This window comes from Polaribacter sp. HA6-7 (assembly GCF_055693625.1).
The window spans coordinates 241,779-258,968 of record NZ_CM146338.1 but is presented as its reverse complement, the minus strand read 5'-3'; the positions used below and the strand labels follow the sequence as shown (position 1 = coordinate 258,968).

The window sequence follows — 17,190 nt, the reverse complement described above, 5'->3', positions numbered from 1 at the left end:
AATTAACTTTGCATTAGAGAATAGTTATAACACCAAAGCTTCTAAAAACGACATTTTAGCTGCAGAAAAAAAGTTTGGGAAACCACAACAATTGGTTTACCGCAAATTGATGGTAATATCGATTATCAAAACTTTATAAAACAACCAATTACGTTGGCAGATTTTGACCAAGACGGTACAAACGAAGAGTTTATTTTTGGTACAAAACAAAACATGAATGCAACCGTAACTTTAAGGCAATTGCTTTTTGATGGTTCTTATCTTGTAGGTTTACAAGCATCTAAAACTTATTTAAAAATTTCTGAACAAGCAAACGAGAAAACAGAAATGCTAACCAAAGAAGCTGTTATTAACGCTTACGGTAATGTTTTAGTTACAGAAAATAGTATTGCAATTTTAGAAGGAAACATTAAAATTCTTCAGAAAAATTTTGATGATGCTAAAAAGATTTACGAAAACGGTTTAAATGAAGAAGAAGATGTAGAACAGTTAGAAATTACATTAGGTAACTTAAAAAATCAGTTGAATAATACTAAAAGAATGAAAGAGATTGCATACCAAATGTTAAATCTTTCTTTAGGTAATCCTATTTCTACAAAATTAATTCTAACAGATTCTTTAGATTCTTTAGCTGAGGATAACATCAGCTTAAAACTAATTTCAGAAACATTTAACGTTAACAATCACATCGATTTTAAAATCTCTGAAAATGACTTAGAAACTAAAAGATTAATGGTAAAACTAGAGCAAAGTAAGGCATTACCTACTTTAAGTGCCTTTTTAAATTATGGCGCACAAGCAAACTCAGATTCTTTTACTTTTTTAAATAGTAATCAGCGTTGGTTCGATTCTTCTTTATTGGGCGTAAGTTTAAAAATTCCTATTTTTAGTAGTTTTGGTAGAAGTGCAAAAACTGCTCAAGCTAAAATTGCATTAGAAACGGCCGACTTAAGGTTGCAAGAAATAAAGCAAAAACTGTCTTTAGAAGCTCAGAAAGCTAAAAACGATTACCAAATTAGCATAGACAATTATCAAACAAATAAAAAGAATGTTGGTTTGGCAGAAAGAATCGAAAAGAAACAACGTGTAAAGTTTTTTGAAGGAATTTCTTCTAGTTTCGATTTATTACAAGCTCAAAATCAATTATACACGCAGCAACAAAACTACATACAGTCTATGTTAGAAGTTATTGCTAAAAAAGCAACATTAGAAAACGCATTAAACCTACCAATCAAATAATACATTACAATGAAAAAAATATATTCATTATTCGTTATATCAGCTATTTTAGTTTCTTGTGGTAAAAACAAAGAAACATCTGTAGAAAGCATCATTTCTTACGGTAATTTAACAGAATTAACAGCAAAGAAGAAAGAAATAACTTCTAAGTTAGAAGAAATAAACAAAGATTTAGAAGCTATAAACACAGCTATTTCAGAAAAAGACACAGTAAAAAAACTACCTTTAATTACAACATTTGTAGCAAAAGACACAGTTTTTAATCATTATTTAGAATTACAAGGAAACGTAACTACCAAACAAAACATATTAGTATATCCGGAAATGCCTGGTATTTTAAAAAGAGTTTTGGTTAAAGAAGGTCAAAAAGTTTATAAAGGACAGTTATTGGCTACAATAGACGATGGTGGTTTGGCAAATCAAGTTGCTCAATTAGAAGCAACTACGCAACTAGCTAAAACAACTTACGAGCGTCAAAAACGTTTATGGGAACAAAAAATTGGTTCTGAAATACAGTTTTTACAAACAAAAACAAATTACCAAGCACAAACAAGCAGTTTAAAGCAATTAAAAAGTCAGTTAGCAAAAGCTTCTATTAGAGCTCCTTTTTCGGAGTTATAGATGATGTTTTTAAAGAAGCAGGTACAGTAATTGCACCAGGGCAAGGTTCTGAAGTTTTTAGAATTGTTAACTTAAACAATATGTATATCGAAGCAGAAGTGCCAGAAAGATATATTACAAGCATTACAAAAAACAAAGCTGTTAAAGTTAGTTTTCCTGTTTTAGGAATTTCTTTAGACAGTAAAGTTAATCAGGTTGGTAGCTACATCAATCCTAACAACAGATCTTTTAAAATAGAAGTTCCTGTTGCTAACAAAAGCGGAAATGTAAAACCTAACTTAACGGCAAAACTTCAAATTAATGATTATTCTGATGAAGAATCTGTATTAATTCCTCAAAGTATTATTTCTGAAAATGCTAACGGAGAGCAGTTTATTTATGTTATTAGAGATAAAAATGACGCACAAGAAGCTACAGCAGAAAGAGTAATTATTAAAACTGGTAAAACACAAGGCAACCTTATAGAAGTTTTAGAAAACTTACCTGTTGGTACAGAAATTATTGATGAAGGTGCAAGAAGTGTAAACAATGGTCAAACTGTAAAGGTTATCAATAAATAAAAACTCATCTAAGATGTCAAAAGAAAAAAAGAAAGTAGACAAAGAGTTTAAATTATCTTCTTGGGCAATTAACAATAAAACTACCATTTATGTAATAATGGGTGTGTTGTTTTTCTATGGTATTACTGCATATTTTAGTATGGCCAGAGAAAATTTTCCGGAAGTAAAAGAAACTAAAATATATATTAGTACTGTATATCCTGGTAACACTGCAGAAGATATAGAAAAACTAATTACAGATCCTTTAGAAGATAAAGTAAAAACAGTAAGTAATGTTGTAGAAGTTACCTCTACTTCTCAAGAAGATTATTCTATTGTAATTGTAGAGTTTGATGAAAACATTACCGTAGAACAGGCTAAACAAAAGATTAAAGACGAAATAGATACAGAAACTTCTAGTGAAGATTGGCCTACTTTTAATGGCGCAAAAGTAGAACCAAACGTATTTAATTTAAGTATGTCTGAAGAAATGCCAATTTTAAATATTAATATTTCTGGCGATTATCCTGTTTATAAATTAAAAGAGTTTGGTGAGTATTTGCAAGATGAAATTGAAGATTTACCAGAAATTAAAAAAGCAGATATTAGAGGTGCTCAAGAAAAAGAAGTAGAAGTTGCTGTTGATGTTTACAAAATGATGGCTAATAAAGTTAGCTTTAATGATATTACAACTGCAATAGGAAACGGAAACGTTACCATGTCTGCTGGTAATTTTATAAATAGCGGTCAAAGAAGAACTATTAGAATTATTGGAGAGATAGATAAACCTTCAGAATTAGAAAATTTTGTAATTAAATCTGAATTTAATAATCCTATTTACTTAAAAGATGTTGCAAAAGTATCTTTTAAAGACAAAGACAAAACAACATATGCAAGAGAACGTGGTGAACCGGTTGTAATGTTAGATGTTAAAAAGCGTGCTGGTAAAAACATGGTAGCCGCTGCAGAAAAAATTCAAGTAATTGTAAATGATGCTATTGCTAACGAGTTTCCAAAAGATTTAAAAGTTACAATTGCCAATGATCAATCTCCTAAAACTATTGGGCAAGTAGATGATTTAGTAAACAATATTATTTTTGGTGTAATATTAGTGGTTGTTGTTTTAATGTTTTTCTTAGGATTTAAAAACGCAGTTTTTGTTGGTTTTGCAATTCCTATGTCTATGTTTATGTCTTTAATGATTTTAAACATGTTAGGTTACACCATGAATACCATGATACTTTTCGGACTTATTATGGGACTTGGTATGTTGGTTGATAACGGAATCGTAGTTGTAGAAAACGTATACCGTTTAATGGATGAAGAAGGAATGAACAAAGTTGATGCCGCCAAAAAAGGTATTAGTGAAATTGCTTTTCCTATTATTATTTCTACTGCAACAACAGTTGCTGCATTTATTCCTTTAGGTCTTTGGCCAGGAATTATGGGAGATTTTATGAAGTTATTACCAATTACACTTTCTACTGTGTTAGGTTCTTCTTTATTAGTTGCAATTTTCTTTAACTCTGTACTTGTATCACAATACATGAGTGTAGAAGATAAAGATATGCCAGTAAAAAGAATTGTAATTATTACAAGTATTATGACAGCTTTAGGTGTTCTGGTTTTAATAACTGGTGGCGCTTATAGAGCTTTAGGTACTTTAATGATTTTTACTGCAATAATGCTTTGGGCTTACAGATTGTTTTTAAGAGGTTGGGCAAATAGTTTTCAAAATAAAGTATTACCAAAATTAGAATCTTGGTACGAAAGACAATTAAAAAGAGCATTATCTCGGTTGGACTCCTTATGTTTTAACCGTAGGTACTTTTGTTTTATTAATTGTAGCTTTTATGTCTTTTGGTATGTCTTTACAATCACAAAGAACAAAAGTTGAATTTTTCCGAGATAACAAACCAAATCAAATTATTGTATATATAGAATACCCGGAAGGTACAGATATCGAAAAAACTAATAACATTACTAAATTAATAGAACAAAAAGTTTCTGATGTTTTATATAGTGATGATTATATGGATGGCGACTACAACTTTATGGTAGAAAGTTTAGTTTCTCAGGTTGGTGAAGGTGCCGGAAACCCACAAACAGATGGTGGTTCTGCAGCAGAAATGCCGCACAAAGGTAAAATTACCGCTTCTATGAGAGAATACAAATATAGAAGAGGTTTAGATAGTGAACTTTTAAGACAAAAAGTACAAACTGCTTTGGTAGGTATTTATCCTGGTGTTTTAATTTCTGTTGAAAAAGATGCAAACGGGCCACCTGTTGGAGCGCCAATTAATATTGAAATTCAAGGTGATGATTACGCAGAATTAATTACAACTGCGCAAAGAATGCGAGATTTTATTAATACTAAAAGTATTTCCGGTATTGATGAATTAAAAATTGATGTTAACAGAGACAAGCCAGCAATGAAAGTTGTTGTAGATAGAAAAAAAGCAGGTGAATTAGGTGTTTCTACCGGTCAAGTTGGGCAACAGTTAAGAGCTTCTATCTTTGGTAACAAAGCTGGTGTTTATAAAGAAGATGGCGAAGATTATGATATTTATGTTCGTTTTAATAAAGAAGATAGATACAATAAAAGTGCCGTTTTTAATCAGAATATAATCTTTAGAGACATGGCTTCGGTAAAATAAAAGAAATTCCGGTTTCTACAGTGGCTACACAAACAAACAACTCTGGTTTTAGTGCAATTAAGCATAAAAAATTAAAACGTGTTGTAACGGTTTACTCTGCATTAGCTCCTGGTGAAACAGACGCAGGTGCTGTTGTTGGTAAAATTAGAGAAGAAATGAAAAACTTTAAAAATTTACCTAAAGGAATTAAAATAGATTATACTGGTCAACTAGAAGAACAAGAAAAGCAAATGAACTTTTTAGTTGGAGCGTTTTTTACAGGATTAGCATTGATCTTTTTTATCTTAATTTTCCAATTTAATTCAGTTTCGAAACCAGGAATTATAATGCTTGCTATCTTTTTAAGTTTTATTGGCGTGTTTGGTGGTTTGGTTATTTCGGCGCTCCTTTTGTTATTATGATGACAATGATGGGAATTATTTCTCTTGCTGGTATTGTAGTAAATAATGGTGTAGTTTTACTAGATTACGCACAATTATTAATTGATAGAAGAAAAGATAGTTTAGATTTAGAAGAAGATGAATTTTTACCAAAAGAAGAATTATTTGCTAGTATTGTACAAGCAGGTAAAGCGCGTTTAAGACCTGTTTTATTAACTGCTATTACCACAATTTTAGGGTTGATACCTTTGGCAATTGGTTTAAACATTAACTTTTTTACATTATTTAGCGAGTTTAACCCGCATATTTATTTTGGTGGAGATAATGTTGTTTTCTGGGGACCATTAGCTTGGACAGTTATTTACGGTCTTGTAGTTGCAACTTTCTTAACGCTTATTGTTGTACCAATTTTATTCTTCTTAATTACGAAGTTTAAAATGAGAATTAAAGGACAATTGAACAATGATGTAGACAATACACAAATTGCTTACACAGAAGTACAAGAATAGCTTTTAGTAGAAAATGTAAATAAATAAAGGGATGAAATCGTTTAGGTTTCATCCCTTTTTATATTTTTGAACCAATGATGCAGAAAAAATCTTTTACCGTAGAAGAAATTAAACGCAAGATAGAACAGTATTGTGTCTACCAAGATCGTTGCCATAAAGAGGTAGAACAAAAAATGCGCGATTATAATTTAATTCCGGAAGCTAGAGAACTTATACTTTTAAGTTTAATGAAAGATAATTTTCTAAACGAAGAACGCTTTGCTAAAAGTTTTGCAAGAGGAAAGTTCAGAATTAAAAATTGGGGCAAACAAAGAATTGTTAGAGAGTTAAAGTTTAAAGATATTTCTGCTTACAATATAAAAACCGCACTTAAAGAGATTGACGAAGAAGAATATATTGAAACTATTTATAGGATTACCGAAAATAGAAATGCTGTAATTTCTGAAAGTGATATTTACAAACGTAAAAACAAACTAATAGGCTTTTTGATGCGAAAAGGTTTTGAAAATGAGCTTATTTTTAAAGTAGTAAACGAAGTTGTTAGTTCTTAAAACAAGCTAACAAACACACTTAGCCCTGATAGAGCAATTTGTTTGAGCTCTTTTGAGGAACGAAAAAAGCGAGTTGCGAAAGCAGGAAATAGCTTCTAAAATTAATTCTTATATTTTTCTAAGAATTTAGCATCGTTTTCTTTTTTTGCTTTTATAACTTTTTGCACATCGTCGTTTGGTATTGCTACAGATAAAACATATTGCTTAATTTGCCATTTACCATTGCTATTTTCTAAAACTCCAGAACCTCTACAAGTACCCATCCAAGTATTTAAAAGCTCGTCAAACCACACAAAATTTTTGTTTTGGTTTACATAAACATTTCTTTCTAAAGTTGTAAAAGACCATGCTTTACCTCTATCAAAAAAAGGTTTGCTAAAGCCAATAAATTCCTTTTTAGTCCAAATTTCTTCGGCTGCGGTACCAATATAAACTGCGTCTTTAGACATTGCATTAAAGTAATTGTCAAAATTTGCATCGGCTGCAGCTTTGTGCCAATTAACCATAAAAACATTTACTTCTTCTTTTATGGTTTCAACATCCTTTTTTATAGTTTTTGATGTAGAACAAGCGCTTAAAACTAAAATACTTATTAATAATGCAACTGCTTTTTTCATGATGTTTACTGCCTTTTTCTAGAACCTTTGTCTAAATTATTTTTTTCTATTAACTTTTCTTTCATTCTTAAATCTATCGATTTTTTAGAAACGGTGTCTAATCGCGTAGAATCTAAACCAATAAAATCTACATCGATATCAATTTCATTTTCGAATCTAATTTTAGCTAAAACGGTATTTATTTTTGTGTTGATATCAGAAAAAGCAGACATGGTTTTGTCTACTTGGTTATTAACTTCTGCTGCCTCTATTGCACTAATTTCTGTAATATCTGCAAGTCTTAAAACCTCATTATACAAAATATTGATTCTAGCATTTACAGACGGAATATCAAATTTTTTGGGTTTAAGGCTATCTTTTAAACTTTTAACCAAATCTTTTAACTCGACAGCGTTACTTAAGGCTTCGTTAGGCGATATTTTTTGATATTTAACAAAAAAAGAATCAACTTCTTTTAGGTATTTCCAGTCTTTTACTTCATCATAAAATGTAGGTAAAACTGGCGCTGTTTTGGCATGAGATTGCACCAAAGTCATTAATGGTTTCGGTTTAATTTCTTCTTTATTTTCTTGTTTATTTCCACAAGAAACTACAAAAACACTTAGTACTAAAAGGTATATATATTTCACGATGTTATTTAAAAAAGTAAAAATACACATTTTTAAGCGTAAATTAGATTTTAAAGAAATGATAACAAATTGGTTATATAAGCTAATAAATTACTGAATAATTATTTTATTAAATAATTATTACGAATACTTAAATTAAGTACCTTTGTTGTTGATTTTAATTCAATCTAAAAATGAGTGAAACTATTTTAGTTTTAGGCGCCAGCGGGCAAATTGGTAACGAGTTAACCCAAAAACTACGTACAGTTTACGGTAATAACAATGTTATTGCTTCTGATATTAGAGAAGGAAATGCAGACATGATGACTTCTGGTCCTTTTGAAATTATAGACGCCACAGATAAAGAAACCATTTTAAAAATGGTTAAAAAGTACGATGTTACTCAGGTTTATTTATTAGCGGCAATGTTGTCTGCAACTGCAGAGAAATTTCCACAAAAAGCTTGGGATTTAAACATGACATCTTTACTCGGCGTATTAGATTTAGCTAAAGAAAAACATATAAAACAAGTCTATTGGCCAAGTTCTATAGCCGTATTTGGACCAACAACTCCTAAAGAAAATACACCACAAAAAACAATAATGGAACCAAGTACTGTTTACGGAATTAGTAAACTTTCGGGTGAATTTTGGTGTAATTATTATCACGAAAAATTTGGGGTTGATGTTAGAAGCATTCGATATCCTGGTATTATTTCTTGGAAAACAAAACCTGGCGGAGGCACAACAGATTATGCTGTAGATATTTATTTTAAAGCATTAGAAGAAGGTAATTATGAGTGTTTTTTATCAGAAAAAACACGTTTACCAATGATGTTTATGGATGATGCTGTAAATGCAACCATACAACTTATGCAAGCAAAACCAAAAGATGTAAAAGTAAGAACTGCATACAATTTAGCAGCTATAGATTTTACACCAGAAGAAATTGCATCAGAAATTAAAAAACATTTACCCGATTTTAAAATTTCTTACAAACCAGATTTTAGACAAGAAATTGCAGATAGTTGGCCTTCTATAATCGATGATTCTGAAGCGCGAAAAGATTGGAACTGGCAACATAAATTTAATTTAGAAACCATGACCAAAGAAATTTTAACTAACTTAAAAAAGTAAAATATAAGCGTTGTAAGTTTATTAAAAACACACGTCTAAACTCTTGAATTAAGTTAAGCAATTTTAGCATGAAAGAAATTATAGAAAATAGTCTTAAAAACACAATTTCTTACGCAGAGTACAGAAGTTTAGTTAGTAGTATGTTAGAAGAAGGTAAAGCAACAGGACCAATACAATCTGAAGCTTTAACCAATTATAGTTTATTAAATGATAAACGTATGAAGCGTTTAGATAAAACTATTAAAATTTCTGAAGAAACAATATCTGAATTTCAAAAGATAACCGTACCTCAAACTTGGTTGGTTATAACAGAAGGTTGGTGTGGTGACGCTGCACAAAATATTCCTGTACTTCAAAAAATTGCAGATTTTACAGATAAAGTAGATTTAAAAATAGTTTTAAGAGACGAAAACTTACCTTTAATGGATTTGTTTCTTACAAACGGAGGTAGAAGCATACCTAAACTAATTGCTTTAGATAAAGATAATAATGTTATCAATACTTGGGGACCAAGACCTTCTACAGCAACTAAAATGGTTGCAGATTATAAAGAAGAACATGGTAGTTTAGACGCACAATTTAAACAAGATTTACAAGTTTGGTATAATAAAAATAAAGGTAAAAATGTACAAGAAGATTTAGTTAAGCTTGCTACACAAATACCGGCAAAAAAATATAATAATTATTCACCTTTTTAAAAACCGCAAACACATTTTCTGTTTGCGGTTTTTCTTTTGGTTATATTTGTACTCTAAATAAAATAGAATGTTTGTAGATTTTAAAGAAATACCGGAAGATGCAAAAGTTTGGGTATATCCTTCTAGTAGAAAATTTTACGCAAATGAAATTGAACCCTTAGAAGAAAAGGTAAAAGCATTTATTAGCACTTGGAAACAAGATGACGATACTTTTAAAGCTTCTTATAAAATTTTATACAATCGGTTTATTGTAATTACTGCAGACAATGTTACAACTCCTTTAAAGGGCGCAGATATAGATGCTTCTGTATCTTTTATTTTAGGTTTACAGCAAGAATATGAGGTAGAACTTTTAGACAGAATGAATGTTTGTTTTAAACAAGGAGAATTTGTACAATACAAAGATTTAAAAGACTTTAAAAAGTTATTAAAAAACAAAGCTTTAACAGGTAAATCTATTGTTTTTGATAACTTAATTACAACAAAAGAAGATTTTGAGAATTTTTGGAAAATCCCTATTGAAGACAGCTGGTATAACCGTTTTTTGAAATAACTATTGATGAAAAAATACGATTATATTATTGCAGGTTCGGATGCGCAGGTTTAAGCTTGCTATATCGCATATTAAAAGAACCTACACTACAACATAAATCTATTTTAGTAATCGATAAAGACTCTAAAAAAACAATGATAGAACTTGGTGTTATTGGGAAAAAGAAGCTGGTATTTTTGATGAGCTTGTTTCTTCAAAATGGAATAATCTTGCTTTTCTAACTACAGGTTTTGAAAAAAATCTAGATTTAGGCAGTTATACTTACAAGATGATTCAAGGGTTAGATTTTTATCAGTATGTATTAAATTATGCCCAAAAGTTTACTAACGTAACTTTTGTTCAAGAAAATATTCTTTCCATTTCTTCTGATGATAGTGTTGGCATTGTAAAAACAAACCTTGCTAGTTATACGAGTAAAGTAGTATTTAATTCAACAAGTTTATTCAATCCTGTTATAACAGAACAAAACTCTCTTTTACAACATTTTAAAGGTTGGGTTATTAAAACTGAAACTGCACAATTCGACAAAAATGTTGGTAGATTAATGGATTTTACCGTTTCGCAAGAACATGGCGCAACTTTTATGTACGTTTTACCTACTTCTAGCACAGAAGCTTTGGTAGAATATACTTTATTTACACCAAAACTTATAGAAAAAGAAGACTACAAGAAAGCTTTGGTAAAATATATTAAAGAAGATTTAAAAATAGAAAAGTACACAATTACTCACGAAGAATTTGGAATTATACCAATGTCTCTTGCCAATTTTAAAAGAACCGAAGACAAAACAATAATAAACATTGGTACTGCTGGCGGATTCACAAAAGCAAGCAGTGGTTATACGTTTCAGTTTATTCAAAAAAATGTATCAGAAATTATATTAGATTTAAAAAATAATCGTCCAATTTTAAATAAAACTACTTTTAAAGACAAACTTTATAATTGGTACGATAGAACTTTAATTGATGTACTACTTTCTAATAAATTAACCGGTAAAGAGGTTTTTACAAGAATATTCAAAAAGAATTCCCAGAAAAAATTTTAGCTTTTTTAGGAAATGAAAGTAGTTTGAAAGAAGATGTTTTAATTATGAAAAACTTACCTCTTCTTCCTTTTTTAATGGCTGGTATTCGACAACTTTTTACCAAAAGATAATTTAAAACAAAAAAAGGATAGATTTAAAATCTATCCTTTTGTGTTAACTATTTTATGCGCTATTAAGAATTATAATCTTCTATTGTTTCATTTAACTCTTCTCGTAAATCATCAAACTTTTCGTTTAATTCTTCTAAGTTCTGTTTTACGTTTTTAGCAGGTTCATTTCTTTCATCTAAAAGTTTTTTATACTCTTCTTGCACATCATCGATATCTTCTAAAACTTCTTCTGTTTTTAACCAAGCAGGAATCGTGTTACCTAAATTGTTTACAGAATTATTTAAGCCTTCGATAATTTCTGAATTTACTGCTAAATCTCTCTCTTCAATTTCCATCAACTCACGATTTGCATCGTTAAAACCATCCCAATCGTTAAACGCTAAATGTCCTTCTGAGTCTACTTTGTACTCAACTGTTTGTCCGTCTGCAATTTTAATTTCCATTGTTTTATATTCAGTATCTGTAGCATTATTACAAGACATAAATAATAAACCTGTAACTGTTAAAACTGCTGTAAATTTTTTAATAATTTTCATAATATGTGTTTTAATTTGATACAAAATTAAAGGAAACAAGCACTGTTTTTTAACGCAGATAAATCGATTATTAACTCTTTGCAAAAGAGCTAATAATCGATTTCAACAAAAAAGGTAGACCTAAAGTCTACCTTTTTAAAATTTTATTTAAGAAGTTTTATTATTGTTCCTTCTCAATCATTTTATCTAATTTTTTAATTTCTTCGTTATATTCTTCTATTGCTGCATCGATCTTTCCTTTTTTAAATTCTTCATTAAATTCTTCGATTGCAGACTCATTAATTTTAGTATACTCTTCTACAGTTTCATCTAACTCTTCTCTTAAATCGTCAAATTTTTCAGATAATTCTTCTAAATTTTCTTTCATTTCACTTTCAGAAGCATCAGCATCTTCTATTAATTCTAAATATTCTTTCTGCACATCTGCTACATCTTCCATCACCTCTTCGGTTTTTAACCAAGCCGGAATTGTGTTACCTAAGTTAGCAATTCTATAGTTCATGTTTCTTACTCTTTGGGCAGTTGTAACATAATTTGTTTTTCTAATCTCTGCTAATTCAGAATTAACAACTGTATAATCAGACCAATCATCAAAACCAACAATACCTTTTTCATCTAAATTATAAACAATCGCAGTTCCATCCTTCATTTTGTAGGTTCGGTCTTCACTTCCATTTCCTCATCCATCTCGTTTGCTCCTTCTTCTAAACCCTCTTCTGCAGAATCTATCATTTCAGCAACTTCTTCTTTAGCTTCTTCCGTTTTCTTTTTTGTATTATCACAAGAAACAAGCATAAAACTAGATACTGTTAATGCTGTTACGAATAATTTTATCGAATTCATTTTTATATTTTTCATAATATTCATTTTAAGTTCGATACAAAACTATAAGATATGTAAACTATTTTTTAACGCATTCAAAAATTATGTTGACTCTTTCAATAAAGCTTATTTCTATACTATTATAAACATTCTTGTTACTGATAAACTAACTATCTTTGAGGTTTTAAAATAAATATGTTAAAGCACTTGCAATCTTTTAAGACAGATATTTCTAGCATACAACTGCCGAGAGAAATTTACATTTCCGTTTTATTACGAACCACATCCTTTAGCTAAAATTGCGAGTAATGAGCTGCAAGAATATTTAATAAATCAGCAAGATTTTAAACACAATTTTGGTTTAAATAACGATACAACAACTTTACCAATAGGTAAAATGTTTGGTGTTTTAATAGTTAAAGACAAAGATGATAATATTGGTTACTTAGCAGCTTTTTTCGGCAAATTAGCAGATAAAAGTTTGCCGAGAAAAATTTGTACCTCCTGTTTTTAACATGCGTACAGAAGGAAGTTTTTACATAAAAGGCGAATTAGAAATAGACGCTATAAATGCAAAACTTAGTGCAATAACAAATAGCAACGAATTTATAACTGCTAAAAAAATGTAAAAAAATTATCTAAAGAAATAGAAGATGACTTGGCTTTTCAAAGAAAAAAATGAAGTCTTTAAAGTCTGAAAGAAAAGCAATTAAAAAGAATGCTGAAAAGTCTTTAAGTAAATTAGAATTTGATAAGCTTACCAAAAAACTGATGCAAGAAAGTTACAACAATCAGTTTTTTATGAAAGAATTACAAGAGTATTATCAAGATAAATTATCAAAAGTTTGTAGCAATTATTTGTTACTTAAAGATGAAATATCAGCATTAAAAAAATCTAGAAAAGAAAAATCGAATTATTTACAGCAAACCTTATTTAGCAAATATGCTTTTTTAAATAAAGACAAAGAACTTAAAAACTTATTAGATATATTTAATGATCCAGCAATTAAACCACCTGCTGGTTACGGAGAATGTTCTGCGCCTAAACTTTTACAGTATGCTTTTAAGAATGATTTAACCCCAATTACAATGGCAGAATTTTGGTGGGGAATTTCGCCAAACTCAGCAATTAGAAAGCATAAAAACTATTATCCGGCTTGTCAAAGTAGATGTAAACCCATTTTATCTCATATGTTGAAAGGTGTTAAAATGGATGACAATTTATTATTGGAAAATTTAGCCGAAAATAAAGAATTAGAAATAATTTATGAGGATGATGTACTACTTGCGGTAAACAAACCTGCAGAGTTTTTGTCTGTACCTGGTAAAGACATTAAAGATTCTGTTTACACCAGGATTAAAGATAAATATCCGGAAGCAACTGGACCAATAATTGTGCATCGATTAGATATGTCTACATCTGGTATTTTATTACTAACCAAAACGAAAGAAGCTAATAAAGTTTTGCAAAGTCAGTTTATTAATAGAACTATTAAAAAACGTTATGTTGCTTTGCTAGACGGCATTTTACCAAAAAATAAAGGAAAAATAAAATTACCGCTTCGAGTAGATTTAGACGACAGACCAAAACAACTTGTAGATTTTAAGTTTGGGAAACCTGCGGAAACCGATTGGGAAATAATTTCTGAAATTAATAACAAAACGAAAGTTTACTTTTATCCAATAACTGGTAGAACTCACCAGTTAAGAGTTCATGCGGCTCATAAAAACGGATTAAACACGCCTATTGTGGGGGATGATCTTTATGGAAACAAACAAAATAGATTGCATTTACATGCAGAATTTATAGAGTTTAATCATCCTGTAACTCTTAAAAGAATGAGCTTAAAAGTTGATGCCGATTTTTAAATGAACTTTATTCTTTTTTTAAATTTTCTATAAAGCTTTCAACAGAAAGAGCATTATCAACAGAAAAATCTCCAATTTTAGTTCTTCTTAATACTGATAAATGTGCACCGGAATTTAAAGCCTTTCCGTAATCAAAAGCTAAAGACCTTATATAAGTTCCTTTACTACAAACGATTCTAAATTCTACTTCGGTAAATTTACTTTTGTTATTTCAAATTCTGAAACCGTAACAGTTCTTGCTTTAATTTCTGTTGTTTCTCCTTTTCTAGCCAATTCATACAAACGTTTTCCGTCTTTTTTAATTGCAGAAAAAATAGGTGGTTTTTGCTGAATTTCGCCAACAAATTGCTTTGTAGTTTCGTGCAATAAATCTTCTGTAATATGTGCTGTAGAAAATGTTTTATCGATTTCTGTTTCTAAATCGTAACTAGGTGTTGTTGCACCAATTGTAAAAGTACCTGTATACTCTTTAATTTGCCCTTGATATGTATCTATTTGCTTGGTTTGTTTACCTGTACAAATAATAAGCAAACCCGTTGCTAAAGGATCTAAAGTACCAGCATGACCAACCTTTATTTTCTTGATATTAAAGCGTTGTCTAATTTCCCAACGCAATTTATTTACTACTTGAAAAGAAGTCCAAGTTAGTGGTTTATCAATCAGTAAAACCTGTCCGTTTTTATAATCTTCTTCAGTCATTTATGCTGAATCGTTTTGTAAAATTAATTTAAAAGAGAATATCCTATTGCAATAAAACCTACAATAGCACAATACACAGAAAAGTAAGAAAGTTTGCTTTTCTTCACCAAAGAAATCATCCATTTACAAGCCAATAAACCCGCTAAAAAAGCAGCTATAAAACCTGCAATAATTGGCATCATTTCTGATGATTGAAAATTTAAATCTCCGCTTAAAACATCTTTCCCTATTTTACCAAAAATTAAAGGTACAACCATTAAAAAAGAAAATTTAGCTGCTCTAGTCCTATCAATACCTAATAATACTGATGTAGAAATTGTTGCACCAGATCTAGAAATACCAGGCAACATTGCAATTGCTTGCGAAACACCAATAATTACTGCATTAAAAAATGATACTTTTTTTCTGTCTTTTTAGCTTTATCTGCCAACAATAATAACAAAGCTGTTAATAAAAGCATGCAACCTACAAGCAAAATTTTACCGCCAAAGAAAGATTCTAACTGTTCTTCAAATAATAATCCTATGGCTACTGCAGGAATCATAGAAATTATAATTTTAAGAGAAAACTTAAACTCTTCGTTCCATTTAAATTGAAACAATCCTTTAAAAATTTCTAAAATTTCTTTTCTAAATATTACAATTGTACTTAAAGCTGTTGCAAAATGCAAAACCACCGTAAAAGTTAAACTTTCTTCGGCACAGAAGTATCACCTAAAATAGCTTTTGCTAATTCTAAATGACCGCTAGAAGAAACAGGTAAAAATTCTGTTAAACCTTGTATAATTCCAAGAATTATAGCTTCTAAAATATCCATATTTATTTATTAGGATTTAATAAGATTGCATAAATTTCTATTGCCAAACCAAGAATTACTAATGTTGGCGCAAGTCTAATTCTTTGCCAATTATATATTTCTTTATTAAAAACCTCCGGGTTATCACTACCGCCGCCAGACATAAAAATAAATCCTAAACTAATTACTGCAATACCAATAATCATAAAAATATAATTCTTCTTCCCAAAAAGAAATTCGGATTTTGTACCTGTTCGTCTTTCATAGTATTAATAATAAAGTTCTTCTGTTTGTAAATTTAAAAGGCGCTGTGTTGCAAAAAACGTACTTAACCATGTTATAATAAAAGCAGATAATAACACACCTGCAACCAAATAACTAATAGTAACGTAATCTTTTAACAACCTTAAACTTGGTGCTAAACTATCTAAATAATAGATTACTAAACCTAAACCAATAAGCGCTAAAATTGCACCAATTATACCTAATTTTATACCTTGCCAAATAAACGGTTTTCTAATAAAACCTTTTGTAGCACCAACCATTTGCATGGTTTTTATATTAAACCTTTTCGAGTAAATAGATAATCTAATAGCACTATTAATTAGTATAATTGCCACCAAACTAAAAAAACCACTTAAAGCTAATAACCAAAAGCTAATTCTTTTAATATTCTTGGTAAGTATATTTATTAAGGGTTTATCGTAAGAAACATCTGCAACAAATGCATTTTTTAAAAACCTAGATTCTAACTCTTCCATTTTTTCTCGGAGTAACAAAATCTGCTTTTAAGTAAATGTCTATTCCGTTTTTAAGAGGATTCTCGCCTAAAAACTTCATAAAATCTTCTCCAATTTCTTTACTGTATTGTTTTGCAGCTTGGGTTTTTGAAGTATAAATTACTCGTTTTGTAAACACTTCTTTTTGAATTGACTCTTTAAAAGAATTGATTTGCTTTCTGTTTACATTATCCTTTAAAAATAGTGTTATTGCTACTTTTTCTTTGACTCGATTAGAAACCAAAGTAGATTTTAAAAGTACCAAACCTAACACACCAACCATAAAAAGTACTAAAGCAATACTAATTACAACAGAAATGTAAGAAGATGCTAAGCGTCTTTTTTGATAAGATTCGAATTTTGAAGGCATTTACAATAACTTTTAAAACTGTGGCAAGATAATAATTAGTATGCAGTTAACAGTGTC

At 29.7% G+C, this 17,190-nt stretch carries 15 protein-coding genes and 4 pseudogenes; 10 read left to right on the top strand and 9 right to left on the bottom strand.

Going from position 1 to position 17,190, the window contains the following annotated elements:
• Positions 1–153 precede the first annotated feature (153 nt).
• From ACZ1HD_RS01470 to ACZ1HD_RS01450, 5 genes and pseudogenes are all read left to right on the top strand, one after another.
• The gene (locus tag ACZ1HD_RS01470) at positions 154–1,239 is read left to right on the top strand and encodes a TolC family protein (protein WP_472688437.1); all 1,086 of its coding nucleotides are present in this window, start codon (positions 154–156) and stop codon (positions 1,237–1,239) included.
• Positions 1,240–1,248: 9 nt separating this feature from the next.
• Positions 1,249–1,860 (top strand): efflux RND transporter periplasmic adaptor subunit, encoded by a 612-nt coding sequence (locus tag ACZ1HD_RS01465; RefSeq protein ID WP_472688436.1) that lies wholly within the window; start codon positions 1,249–1,251, stop codon positions 1,858–1,860.
• A gap of 80 nt (positions 1,861–1,940) precedes the next feature.
• Positions 1,941–2,420 carry an efflux RND transporter periplasmic adaptor subunit gene (locus ACZ1HD_RS01460; protein WP_472688435.1) on the top strand — a complete coding sequence of 160 codons (480 nt, stop codon included), beginning with the start codon at positions 1,941–1,943 and terminating at the stop codon, positions 2,418–2,420.
• Between the two features lie 13 nt (positions 2,421–2,433).
• A pseudogene (locus ACZ1HD_RS01455) lies at positions 2,434–5,945 on the top strand (efflux RND transporter permease subunit).
• A 74-nt stretch (positions 5,946–6,019) separates the two neighbouring features.
• Complete coding sequence (locus ACZ1HD_RS01450) at positions 6,020–6,496, top strand: regulatory protein RecX (RefSeq protein ID WP_231963573.1); 477 nt, start codon at positions 6,020–6,022, stop codon at positions 6,494–6,496.
• A 101-nt stretch (positions 6,497–6,597) separates the two neighbouring features.
• On the opposite strand, the gene ACZ1HD_RS01445 is transcribed toward ACZ1HD_RS01450, so the two are convergent.
• On the bottom strand, positions 6,598–7,113 hold the full coding sequence (locus tag ACZ1HD_RS01445; protein ID WP_472688434.1) for a nuclear transport factor 2 family protein: 516 nt from the start codon (positions 7,111–7,113) through the stop codon (positions 6,598–6,600).
• Positions 7,114–7,118: 5 nt separating this feature from the next.
• Positions 7,119–7,742 carry a hypothetical protein gene (locus tag ACZ1HD_RS01440; protein ID WP_340931499.1) on the bottom strand — a complete coding sequence of 208 codons (624 nt, stop codon included), beginning with the start codon at positions 7,740–7,742 and terminating at the stop codon, positions 7,119–7,121.
• Between the two features lie 173 nt (positions 7,743–7,915).
• Here ACZ1HD_RS01440 and ACZ1HD_RS01435 point away from each other — a divergent pair, with 173 nt between their 5' ends.
• The 4 genes from ACZ1HD_RS01435 (at position 7,916) to ACZ1HD_RS01420 (ending at position 11,153) form a co-directional block, all read left to right on the top strand.
• Positions 7,916–8,857: an NAD-dependent epimerase/dehydratase family protein gene (locus ACZ1HD_RS01435; protein ID WP_472688433.1), complete on the top strand. Its 942-nt coding sequence runs from the start codon at positions 7,916–7,918 to the stop codon at positions 8,855–8,857.
• 68 nt (positions 8,858–8,925) lie between these two features.
• On the top strand, positions 8,926–9,555 hold the full coding sequence (locus ACZ1HD_RS01430; RefSeq protein ID WP_472688432.1) for a thioredoxin family protein: 630 nt from the start codon (positions 8,926–8,928) through the stop codon (positions 9,553–9,555).
• 67 nt (positions 9,556–9,622) lie between these two features.
• On the top strand, positions 9,623–10,108 hold the full coding sequence (locus tag ACZ1HD_RS01425; protein WP_340931503.1) for an ABC transporter ATPase: 486 nt from the start codon (positions 9,623–9,625) through the stop codon (positions 10,106–10,108).
• 172 nt (positions 10,109–10,280) lie between these two features.
• Complete coding sequence (locus ACZ1HD_RS01420; protein WP_472689429.1) at positions 10,281–11,153, top strand: lycopene cyclase family protein; 873 nt, start codon at positions 10,281–10,283, stop codon at positions 11,151–11,153.
• A 172-nt stretch (positions 11,154–11,325) separates the two neighbouring features.
• On the opposite strand, the gene ACZ1HD_RS01415 is transcribed toward ACZ1HD_RS01420, so the two are convergent.
• From ACZ1HD_RS01415 to ACZ1HD_RS01405, 3 genes are all read right to left on the bottom strand, one after another.
• The gene (locus ACZ1HD_RS01415; RefSeq protein WP_079737983.1) at positions 11,326–11,799 is read right to left on the bottom strand and encodes a hypothetical protein; all 474 of its coding nucleotides are present in this window, start codon (positions 11,797–11,799) and stop codon (positions 11,326–11,328) included.
• A 160-nt stretch (positions 11,800–11,959) separates the two neighbouring features.
• Positions 11,960–12,448, bottom strand: coding sequence for a hypothetical protein (locus tag ACZ1HD_RS01410; RefSeq protein WP_472688431.1), 489 nt, complete (start codon positions 12,446–12,448; stop codon positions 11,960–11,962).
• The gene (locus ACZ1HD_RS01405) at positions 12,445–12,657 is read right to left on the bottom strand and encodes a hypothetical protein (protein WP_472688430.1); all 213 of its coding nucleotides are present in this window, start codon (positions 12,655–12,657) and stop codon (positions 12,445–12,447) included. Before ACZ1HD_RS01405 ends, ACZ1HD_RS01410 begins: the two co-directional genes overlap by 4 nt.
• Before the next feature lie 642 nt (positions 12,658–13,299).
• On the opposite strand from ACZ1HD_RS01405, the gene ACZ1HD_RS01400 reads away from it, so the two are divergent.
• Positions 13,300–14,490, top strand: a complete 1,191-nt coding sequence (locus ACZ1HD_RS01400) for an RluA family pseudouridine synthase (RefSeq protein WP_472688429.1) — start codon at positions 13,300–13,302, stop codon at positions 14,488–14,490.
• Positions 14,491–14,497: 7 nt separating this feature from the next.
• On the opposite strand, the pseudogene truB reads toward ACZ1HD_RS01400, so the two are convergent.
• The 4 genes and pseudogenes from truB to ACZ1HD_RS01380 all read right to left on the bottom strand — a co-directional run bounded on the left by truB (position 14,498) and on the right by ACZ1HD_RS01380 (position 17,133).
• Positions 14,498–15,189 (bottom strand): annotated as a pseudogene (truB, locus tag ACZ1HD_RS01395) (tRNA pseudouridine(55) synthase TruB).
• A 23-nt stretch (positions 15,190–15,212) separates the two neighbouring features.
• Positions 15,213–16,005: pseudogene (locus ACZ1HD_RS01390) on the bottom strand (undecaprenyl-diphosphate phosphatase).
• Between the two features lie 2 nt (positions 16,006–16,007).
• Complete coding sequence (locus ACZ1HD_RS01385; protein ID WP_472688428.1) at positions 16,008–16,190, bottom strand: DUF3098 domain-containing protein; 183 nt, start codon at positions 16,188–16,190, stop codon at positions 16,008–16,010.
• A 63-nt stretch (positions 16,191–16,253) separates the two neighbouring features.
• Positions 16,254–17,133: pseudogene (locus ACZ1HD_RS01380) on the bottom strand (cell division protein FtsX).
• Between the last annotated feature and the right edge of the window lie 57 nt (positions 17,134–17,190).

Coding starts and splice junctions, on each gene's coding strand:
- ACZ1HD_RS01450 (WP_231963573.1), top strand. CDS start 6,020: ATGATGCAGAAAAAATCTTTTACCGTAGAAGAAATTAAACGCAAGATA.
- ACZ1HD_RS01460 (WP_472688435.1), top strand. CDS start 1,941: ATGTATATCGAAGCAGAAGTGCCAGAAAGATATATTACAAGCATTACA.
- ACZ1HD_RS01465 (WP_472688436.1), top strand. CDS start 1,249: ATGAAAAAAATATATTCATTATTCGTTATATCAGCTATTTTAGTTTCT.
- ACZ1HD_RS01410 (WP_472688431.1), bottom strand. CDS start 12,448: ATGAAGGATGGAACTGCGATTGTTTATAATTTAGATGAAAAAGGTATT.
- ACZ1HD_RS01445 (WP_472688434.1), bottom strand. CDS start 7,113: ATGAAAAAAGCAGTTGCATTATTAATAAGTATTTTAGTTTTAAGCGCT.
- ACZ1HD_RS01435 (WP_472688433.1), top strand. CDS start 7,916: ATGAGTGAAACTATTTTAGTTTTAGGCGCCAGCGGGCAAATTGGTAAC.
- ACZ1HD_RS01400 (WP_472688429.1), top strand. CDS start 13,300: ATGAAGTCTTTAAAGTCTGAAAGAAAAGCAATTAAAAAGAATGCTGAA.
- ACZ1HD_RS01430 (WP_472688432.1), top strand. CDS start 8,926: ATGAAAGAAATTATAGAAAATAGTCTTAAAAACACAATTTCTTACGCA.
- ACZ1HD_RS01405 (WP_472688430.1), bottom strand. CDS start 12,657: ATGAAAAATATAAAAATGAATTCGATAAAATTATTCGTAACAGCATTA.
- ACZ1HD_RS01425 (WP_340931503.1), top strand. CDS start 9,623: ATGTTTGTAGATTTTAAAGAAATACCGGAAGATGCAAAAGTTTGGGTA.
- ACZ1HD_RS01415 (WP_079737983.1), bottom strand. CDS start 11,799: ATGAAAATTATTAAAAAATTTACAGCAGTTTTAACAGTTACAGGTTTA.
- ACZ1HD_RS01385 (WP_472688428.1), bottom strand. CDS start 16,190: ATGATTATTGGTATTGCAGTAATTAGTTTAGGATTTATTTTTATGTCT.